Source organism: Phenylobacterium sp., assembly GCF_036723115.1.
Lineage (GTDB): Bacteria > Pseudomonadota > Alphaproteobacteria > Caulobacterales > Caulobacteraceae > Phenylobacterium.
In genome coordinates, this window is the sequence record NZ_DAIMHV010000021.1 from 1 (window position 1) to 8,024 (window position 8,024).

Below are 8,024 nucleotides of genomic sequence, written 5' to 3' on the forward strand. Positions count from 1 at the left end.
GCAGACAGGCGGCGGCGGCTCGCAACAGGCTTCCGCCCGCTCCGGCGCGGCGCTGGCCAGGAAAAACAGGCCAGACCCGAGGATCAGGCCGAGCAAGGTCTTTTGCGGCGCCATGGCGGCCTCCCGTTACGCGACAGACCCTGCAAGTTTCAGGCCGCCGCAGGGTGAACGCCCCCTTGCGCACGGCCCCCTGTCCCGGTCCGGAACAGACGCTGCTTGGTCCGAAACTCTCTGCAAGGCCCATGCGCCCGAGTTGGGGCGCGCATGGAGCCGCGCAGCGATGTCGATGTGCCATCCAAATACAGAACGGTTGATAGACTATTGGCGCCGTCGTGCGCGGCCGGGCGCGCCGCCGCCGCGCACCGCCATCAGTCCGGCCGATTTCGCCGACCTGCTGCCCCAGGTGGTGATGGTGGGCCGCGTCTGTTCGGGCATCTATCCCATCCGCCTGGCCGGCGCCCTGGTGGCCGATCTGCATCAGCGCGACCTGCGCCAGCAGAACGCGCTCTCCCTGTTCAGCCCGCGCGATCGCATGGACCTTCAGACATCCCTGGAGATGGCCCGCCGGCGCCCCGAGCCCATCGTGGTCATCGCCCAGGCCCACGGCGAGGACGTGGCCATCGGTATGGAGATCCTGTTCGCGCCCCTGGCCGGACCCGATGAGGGACCCGACCGGTTCCTCGGCCTCTACCAGCCCCTGACCCTGGTCTCGCGCCTGAGAGGCCAGCCGATCCTGTCCTTCGCGCTGGAGAACATCCGCCGCGGGGGACCGGCCAATGAGGCGGCCCCCCGCCTGCGTCTGGCCGCCCTGGACGGTCGGCGGATCGCCTGACCGTCGATCTGGGGGGACCTGGCCCGGGCGCTCAGCCGGCGAAGGCCTTCCAGAGGAGTTGGAGCCCCACCAGGACCATCAGCACATAGATGGCCAGGTAGAAGCGTTCGGGCTGGATGCGCCGCACCAGCCAAACCCCGGCCAGGGTGGAGGCGATGGCCAGGGGCGCCAGGACCGCCGCCGTGGTCAGGTTCTCCGCCGTGAACTGGCCCAGCGCCAGATAGGCCGGAACCTTGATCCAGTTCACCACCGCAAAGAAGATGGCCGTGGTGCCCACCAGGACCGGCGGGGCCAGGTTCCGGGGCAGGACCCACATCTGGAACGGCGGCTGACCCGCATGGGCGATGTGGCTGGTGAAGCCGGACGCCACCCCCAGCAGGACGCCCACCCCGGCCGGGGCATTGCTGGGCGCGGCGACGCCGCCGCCGCGCATGAGCCAGAGCCTGTGCAGGGCGAAGAGCACGCTGATGGCGCCCAGCACCCCGAGGACCACCGTCGCCGAGACCTGGGCCGCCAGCAGATAGCCCAGCAGGATGCCCACCGCCGCCGACGGGATCATCAGCCACAGCACGCCCCCGTCCCAGCTGCGCCGGAACGCCCAGACCCCCACCACGTCCTGCAGGATCAGGATGGGCAGCAGGATGGCCGCGGCCTTCACCGGAGAGATGGCCAGGGCCAGCAGCGGCATGGCGATGGCCCCCACCCCCGCAAAGCCGCCCTTGGCCAGGCCCAGCAGGATGACCGCCGGGACGGCCAGGGCGTAGAAGAACGGATCGCTCAGCAAGGGGGCGGCTCGACGGCGACCACCTGCAGCGGCCGCGAGCGACCCTCCCGGTCGGGCCAGTCGATCTGCTGGCCGGGCCGCAGGCCGAGCAGGCCCGCCCCCACCGGGGTGAGGATGGAGATGCGCCCGGCCTCGATATCGGCCTCAGAGGGATAGGCCAGCTCGACCGTTCGCCGTGTCCCCTGGTCGAGGAAGGTGACGCGCGAGCCCATGCCCGCCACATCGGGCGGCGTGGCGTGGTCGGGACGCACCTCGGCGCGATCGATCTCCTGCATCAGCAGCTCCGCCAGGTCCGGCAGGCGCGCCTCGGCCCGCAGGGCCAGGGCGCCGATCCGCTCAGCGTCGGTTTCGGACAGGATGATGGGCGGCCGCTCAAGGGCCTTGGGCGCGGTCATGTTCGATTATCCAGGCAAGGGTGACGGGCGCACGGGCGCCCGCGGGAATCAGAGGAGGGCTCGCCCCGGGCCTGGCTGCGGCGCAGCGCACGCCCGGGGAGACGGGCCTGCCGCCAGGTCCCTTCCCCGGATCCGGATACGTTGCGAGTGCGCGCGGCTCATGTGCGCCAGCAAGAGCGTCGGGCGAGGGAAAGTCAATCTTGCCTCTCGCGCAGGCATCTCGCGCCCTCGCCTCAGGCCGCCTTGAGCCATGTCAACGCAACTTCAGATAGACCTGTTAGGCTGAAACTCCCCCCACCCTGCCCCGAAAGGAGCACAGTGATGTCCGCCAAAGAGAGTTCCTCCGCCTTCGACAACGCCCTGCCGCAGATGGAAGCCGTCATGGCCATGGGCCAGCGCAATCTGCAGCTGATGTCCGACGCCGGCGTCCAGCTGAGCGAAAACATGCGCAAGGCCGCCGAGGCCATGTCGGCCTTTATGGGCGATCGCCTGCGCAAGGATATGGAAATGGGGCGGCGCCTGGCCGAATGCCGCAGCCCCGAAGAGGTGTGGAACCTGCAGCGCGCCTTCATGGACGAAGCCATGGCCGACTATGCGCGGGAGACCTCGGCCCTGATCGAGCTTGTGGGCGCCACCGCGCTCAGCGCCGGCGAGGCCGCGGGCGAGGCCGCCGCAGAAACCGCCGCCGAAGCGCCCGTCCCGGCGCCGGAGGCCTCCGCCCCGCCGGCCGCGCCCAAGGTCGCGCCCAAGGCCAAGGAGGCGGCCAAGGAGGCCGCGCCCTCGCCCGAGGCCTGACGGCCGCCCGTCAGCTGGCGCTGGCCTGATCCAGCCGCGCCAGATCGTCGTCCGACAGCTTGAGCCGCGCCGACCCCATCAGCTCTTCCAGCTGGCTCACGCTGGTGGCGCTGGCGATGGGGCCGGTGAGGCCGGGCTGGGCCATGACCCAGGCCAGGGCCACCTGGGCGGGCGTCGCGCCGTGGCCGGCGCTCACCTCGTCGAGGGCCTCCAGAATGGCCAGGCCGCGGGCGTCCAGATAGCGCTTGGCCCCGCGGCCGCGAGGGCTCTTGGAGAGGTCCTCCTCGGAGCGATACTTGCCGGTGAGGAAGCCGCTGGCCAGGCCGTAATAGGGGATCACGCCCACCTCTTCTTCGATGCAGAGCTTCTGCAGCCCGGCCTCGAAGCCCGCCCGGTCATAGAGGTTGTAGAGCGGCTGCTCGCTCTCATAACGCGGCGCGCCCGCGGCCTGGGCCGCATCGAGCGCGGATTTCAGCCGTTCGGGGGTGAAGTTGGAGGAGCCGATCACCCGCACCTTGCCGGCCTTGACCAGACGGGCATAGGCCTCGGCGGTCTCGTCCTGCGGGGTGTCGGGATCGTCGCGGTGAGACTGATAGAGGTCGATCCTGTCGGTCTTCAGCCGCTGGAGCGAGGCTTCCACCGCCTGTTCGATGTAGCGGGCCGAAAGCCCCTTCATCCCCTCGCCCATTTCCGAGCCGACCTTGGTGGCCAGCACGATCTTCTCCCGCCGCCCGCCGCCCTGGGCGATCCAGTTTCCGATCACGGTTTCGGAGGCGCCTGCTCCGGCCGGCGACCAGCGGGAATAGACGTCGGCGGTGTCCACGGCGTTGAAGCCGCCATCCACGAAAGCGTCGAGGATGGCGAAGGAGGTCTTCTCGTTCGCCGTCCAGCCGAAGACATTGGTCCCCAGCACCAGCGGCGCGATCTTCAGGTCCGAACGTCCGAGCCTGCGCATGTCCATCGTCTCGTCTCCCCTGGCTGGCGGCGGCGCCTGCGGGCCGCTTCTGTGGCGGCGATCATAGCGGGAGGCCGGCGGAGATGTCAGGGCTCGGCATAGCCTTCGATGCGCAGGCGCACCTCATAGGCTTGCGGATCGCGGGTGAAGACGAAGGCGCCCTCCCGCCGTCCATTGCGCGGCAGGTAGTCGAGCGTGGCCTGGGCGCGCTCCACCACCGCCCCGTCGAGGGTCAGTTCGGCCGACAGCTGGACATTGGCCGCCGTGGCGCCGCCGTCGTTGCGCGCCTCGAACCGCAGGGCGTAGGCCTCGCCCATGGGGGCGGCCGACACCTTGGCCAGGGACATCAGCGGCGGCCCCTGGGCGCCGAGCGCCGCATAGACAAGCAGGTAGATCACCGCGCCCGCCACGACCACGAGGCCGGCCAGAGCCACGCCCCACTCCAGCGGCGAGGTGGTCTGGAGCGGCGGCGGGCCTTCCCGCGTCTGTTCATCCCGGCTCACAGCACCAGCCTCGCCACTGCGGCGCCGATGGCGCCGGGAAAGGACAGGACGATGGCCGCGCTCAGGCTTTCGGCGCTGGAAAAGCCGTCCAGGCGTCCGAACAGCCACAGGACGAGCAGGCTCACCATCAGCACGATGGCGTAGCCGGGAATGGTGAACCTGACGAGCGCGCTCCAGCCCGTTCCGTCCCGATGGGTCCCCGGCAGGTCCACCGAATAGACCAGGGCGTGCATGAGCAGGAGCGTGCCGGCCAGCAGGACGATCTCCTGCTCCACCGACATCTTGTAGGCGATGAGCACCATCTCCTCGGTGGGCGCCATGTTGAACGACAGAAAGAGCGCCCCGACCCCCATGAGGAACAGCTCGCCGAGATAGGAGCCGGGCTGCTCGTCGGCCCCCATGCCCAGCTGGCTGCGGGCCAGCATGGCCCCCAGGGCCGCGGGCGGGACCTGGAGGATGATCTTGCCCGCCACCTCGGAGGCGCTCATCTCATCATTGGTGACGCCGAAGACCAGCAGGGTCGCCGTGCTGGCCGCCAGGGCCACCAGAATAGCCACCAGGGCGTCGGCCACGTCGTCGGCGAGGCTGGCGGTGGGCCGGAAGCCGCCGAAGCGCGACAGCCCCACCAGGATCGGAAGGGTGAGGACCAGCATGAGGGCCAGGCGCGCAGGCGACATGTAGAAGCCCAGCTCCCACATCTCCATGGTCATCAGCATGGGCAGGGAGAAGATCAGGGCGCCGGCGAAGGCCCGCGCCAAGCCGATCAGAAAGTCCCGGTTGGAGGGCGCCGCCGTCTCCCGCGCCTGATCCTGCGCCATCCGCAAATCCCTGGCGTCCGGACTTGGTCCGGACCTGGCTGCGGAAACGGAACGGCCCCGGCGAGGTTCCCGCCGGGGCCGTCCACGACCCTGCGCGTGCGGCGACGCGAAAGGGCGCGATCAGGCGGCCTGCTGGCCGTCCGCATAGACCGGGACGTCCTCCGCCGGCAGGGCGGCGCGGCCCAGGATCATGTCGCTGGCCTTTTCGGCGATCATGATGGTGGGCGCATTGGTGTTGCCCCCCACCAGGGTCGGCATGACCGAGGCGTCGACCACCCGCAGGCCGGCGATGCCGCGCACCTTGAGTTCGGCGTCCACCACGGCCATGGCGTCGCCCTCGGCCCCCATCTTACAGGTGCCCACCGGATGGTAGATGGTCTCGGACGTGCGGCGGATCCAGGCGTCGATCTCGGCGTCGCTCTGCACTGCGGGACCGGGGTTCAGCTCGTCCCCGCGATAGGGATCAAGGGCGGACTGGGCGGCCACCTGGCGCATCATCTTGACCCCTTCGCGCACGGCCCGGCGGTCTTCCTCGGTGGCCAGATAATTGGCGAAGATGGCCGGATGATCCATGGGATCGGCCGAGCGCAGCCCCACCCGCCCGCGGCTCTCGGGGCGAAGCTGGCAGACGTGGAAGGTGAAGCCGTCCTTGGCGATGGCCACCTTGCCGTGGTCCTGCATGATGGCCAGCACGCAGTGGATCTGCAGGTCGGGCCGGTCGAGGTCGGGGCGCGAGCGCAGGAAGGCGCCCGACTCCAGGAATTGCTGGCGCCCGGGTCCCTTGTTGAAGAACACATAGTTCATCCCCACGCCGAGGGTCCGCAACAGGCCCTTGCGCATGGAGAAGGCGGTGATCGGCAGGGGACATTCCCAGTTCAGGGTCACGTCCAGATGGTCCTGGAGGTTGGCCCCCACGCCCTTCAGGGCATGGACCACGGGCACGCCGTGCTTCTGCAGTTCTTCAGGATCGCCGACGCCTGAAAGCTGCAGGATCTGCGGCGACTGCACGGCGCCGGCGCTGAGCAGCACTTCGCGGGCGGCGTGGACCACCGTCTTGGCCTTGGTCTTGTCGTCCACATATTCCACGCCCGTGGCGCGGCCGTTCTCGATGATGATGCGGGTGGTGCGCGCGCCGGTCAGGCAGGTCAGGTTGGGCCGCTTCAGGGCCGGATGCAGATAGCCCCGGGCCGCGCTCCAGCGCTGGCCGTCATGGATGGTGAGCTGATAGGGACCCCAACCTTCCTGCTGGAAGCCATTGAAATCCTTGGTGATCGGATGGCCCGCCTGGCGGCCGGCCTCGATGGTGGCGGCATAGATGGGATTGGTGGACGAAGCCTTGGACACCTTCAGCGGGCCCTCGCCCCCGTGCCAGGCGTCGCCGCCGCCCTCCAGCGCCTCGGAGCGTTTGAAATAGGGCAGCACCTCGGCATAGGACCAGCCGGCCAGACCCATCTGGCGCCACTGGTCATAGTCGCGGGCGTGGCCGCGAATGTAGATCATGCCGTTGATCGAGGACGAGCCACCCCAGCCGCGGCCCCGGGGCCACCAGAGCTTGCGACCATCGAGATGGGGCTCCGGCTCGGTCCAGAATCCCCAGTTATAGGGGCCTTCCTTGCTGATCAGGCCGCCGACCCCGGCCGGCATCTTGACCATGAGCGAGGCGTCCTTGCCGCCGGCCTCCAGCAGCAGGACCTTGACGCTCGGGTCCTCGCTAAGCCGGTTGGCCAGCACGCAGCCGGCCGAGCCGGCGCCGATGATGATGAAGTCGTACCGGTCCAAGACCGTCCCTCCCCTTGGATTATCTGTCGAGACCCTGCGGTCCGTTATTGTGGAGCTTAGCGGCCCTTCCACTCCGGCGCGCGCTTTTCGGCGAAGGCGCGCGGCCCTTCCTTGAAATCCTCAGAGCGCAGCATGGCCGAAATGGCCGGATAGCGCATCTGGGCGCCCATGGCCGCGGCCAGGCTGGGTTCGTCCAGCCCCTTGAACACCGCCTCCTTGGAGGCGCGGATCGACATGGGCGACAGCTCGCAGATCTGGGCCGCCCAGCGGCGGGCGGCGCTCATCAGCTCGGCGGCGGGGACGACCTCATTGACGAAGCCCAGCTCGCGCCCCTCCGCCGCGCTCACCCGGCGGCCGGTGAGGATCATGCCCATGGCCTGCTTCTGGCCGATCTGCCGCGGCAGGCGGTGCAGGCCGCCGGCCAGCGCGGCCAGGCCCACCCGCGGCTCGGGCAGGGCGAAGGTGGCGGTCTCGGCGGCGATGATCAGGTCACAGGCCAGGGCGATCTCGAACCCGCCCCCCATGGCCACCCCGTTCACCGCCGCGATCAGGGGCTTGGTGAGGTCGAATCGCTCGGTCAGGCCGGCGAAGCCTGACGCCGGCAGACCCATGCCGCCGCCGCCGGCCTGGTGCTTCAGATCGTTGCCGGCCGAAAAGGCCCGCTCTCCGGCGCCGGTGACGATGGCCACCCACTGGTCCGGGTCGGCGGCGAAGGCGTCGAAGGCCGCATGCAGTTCGTGATGGGCCGGCGAATGGAGGGCGTTCATCACCTCGGGACGATTCAGGGTGACGATGGTCACCGGCCCCTCGCGATCGACCTTGATGAACTCATAGGCCATGACGTCCTCCCTTATCATTGATCACATGATGAGTAAGGCGCCGCAGCGTCCGTCAAGCCTCCAGCGAGGGGCGAGCCCAGATGTCCGTCCTGGAGCGGATCTTCAGGCGGCCTCGATGTCCGTCGCGACGAAGTCTTCACCCACAAACAGCAGCGGGCGCCCGAGCTCCCGCGCCAGGGCGTAGGCGAAGCAGTCGCCGAAATTGAGGGACGCCGCATGCGCGCCCTTGCCCCAGCGCCCATAGGCTTCGGCGACCTTCGCCGCCCCGGCCCCCGACAGCGGAACGACGTCGAAGCCGAGCCCTTCCACGAGGGCGCTCATTTC

General features: G+C 69.5%; 10 protein-coding genes. 2 read left to right on the forward strand and 8 right to left on the reverse strand.

Annotated features, from left to right (window positions below):
- Positions 1-286 precede the first annotated feature (286 nt).
- Positions 287-832 carry a PAS domain-containing protein gene (locus V7D28_RS04200; RefSeq protein WP_333586108.1) on the forward strand — a complete coding sequence of 182 codons (546 nt, stop codon included), beginning with the start codon at positions 287-289 and terminating at the stop codon, positions 830-832.
- Between the two features lie 31 nt (positions 833-863).
- On the opposite strand, the gene V7D28_RS04205 is transcribed toward V7D28_RS04200, so the two are convergent.
- Together V7D28_RS04205 and rnk are read right to left on the reverse strand one after the other, a co-directional pair.
- Complete coding sequence (locus V7D28_RS04205; RefSeq protein WP_333586109.1) at positions 864-1,616, reverse strand: sulfite exporter TauE/SafE family protein; 753 nt, start codon at positions 1,614-1,616, stop codon at positions 864-866.
- On the reverse strand, positions 1,610-2,011 hold the full coding sequence (gene rnk, locus V7D28_RS04210) for a nucleoside diphosphate kinase regulator (protein ID WP_333586110.1): 402 nt from the start codon (positions 2,009-2,011) through the stop codon (positions 1,610-1,612). Before rnk ends, V7D28_RS04205 begins: the two co-directional genes overlap by 7 nt.
- A gap of 321 nt (positions 2,012-2,332) precedes the next feature.
- On the opposite strand from rnk, the gene V7D28_RS04215 reads away from it, so the two are divergent.
- Positions 2,333-2,806, forward strand: a complete 474-nt coding sequence (locus V7D28_RS04215; RefSeq protein WP_333586111.1) for a phasin family protein — start codon at positions 2,333-2,335, stop codon at positions 2,804-2,806.
- Positions 2,807-2,816: 10 nt separating this feature from the next.
- Here V7D28_RS04215 and V7D28_RS04220 read toward each other — a convergent pair whose 3' ends face one another.
- The 6 genes from V7D28_RS04220 to V7D28_RS04245 form a co-directional block, all read right to left on the reverse strand.
- Positions 2,817-3,767, reverse strand: coding sequence for an aldo/keto reductase (locus V7D28_RS04220; RefSeq protein ID WP_333586112.1), 951 nt, complete (start codon positions 3,765-3,767; stop codon positions 2,817-2,819).
- Positions 3,768-3,847: 80 nt separating this feature from the next.
- Positions 3,848-4,264, reverse strand: coding sequence for a hypothetical protein (locus tag V7D28_RS04225; RefSeq protein ID WP_333586113.1), 417 nt, complete (start codon positions 4,262-4,264; stop codon positions 3,848-3,850).
- Positions 4,261-5,082 carry a TIGR02587 family membrane protein gene (locus V7D28_RS04230; protein ID WP_333586114.1) on the reverse strand — a complete coding sequence of 274 codons (822 nt, stop codon included), beginning with the start codon at positions 5,080-5,082 and terminating at the stop codon, positions 4,261-4,263. Before V7D28_RS04230 ends, V7D28_RS04225 begins: the two co-directional genes overlap by 4 nt.
- Before the next feature lie 120 nt (positions 5,083-5,202).
- Positions 5,203-6,861 (reverse strand): choline dehydrogenase, encoded by a 1,659-nt coding sequence (locus tag V7D28_RS04235; RefSeq protein WP_333586115.1) that lies wholly within the window; start codon positions 6,859-6,861, stop codon positions 5,203-5,205.
- 56 nt (positions 6,862-6,917) lie between these two features.
- A complete protein-coding gene (locus V7D28_RS04240; RefSeq protein ID WP_333586116.1) occupies positions 6,918-7,700 on the reverse strand; it encodes an enoyl-CoA hydratase-related protein in 783 nt (260 codons plus the stop codon).
- Positions 7,701-7,802: 102 nt separating this feature from the next.
- Positions 7,803-8,024 (reverse strand): type II toxin-antitoxin system VapC family toxin (locus V7D28_RS04245; RefSeq protein WP_333586117.1); only part of this gene is annotated, 222 nt, incomplete at its 5' end.

Coding starts and splice junctions, on each gene's coding strand:
- rnk (WP_333586110.1), bottom strand. CDS start 2,011: ATGACCGCGCCCAAGGCCCTTGAGCGGCCGCCCATCATCCTGTCCGAA.
- V7D28_RS04215 (WP_333586111.1), top strand. CDS start 2,333: ATGTCCGCCAAAGAGAGTTCCTCCGCCTTCGACAACGCCCTGCCGCAG.
- V7D28_RS04200 (WP_333586108.1), top strand. CDS start 287: ATGTGCCATCCAAATACAGAACGGTTGATAGACTATTGGCGCCGTCGT.
- V7D28_RS04240 (WP_333586116.1), bottom strand. CDS start 7,700: ATGGCCTATGAGTTCATCAAGGTCGATCGCGAGGGGCCGGTGACCATC.
- V7D28_RS04220 (WP_333586112.1), bottom strand. CDS start 3,767: ATGGACATGCGCAGGCTCGGACGTTCGGACCTGAAGATCGCGCCGCTG.
- V7D28_RS04230 (WP_333586114.1), bottom strand. CDS start 5,082: ATGGCGCAGGATCAGGCGCGGGAGACGGCGGCGCCCTCCAACCGGGAC.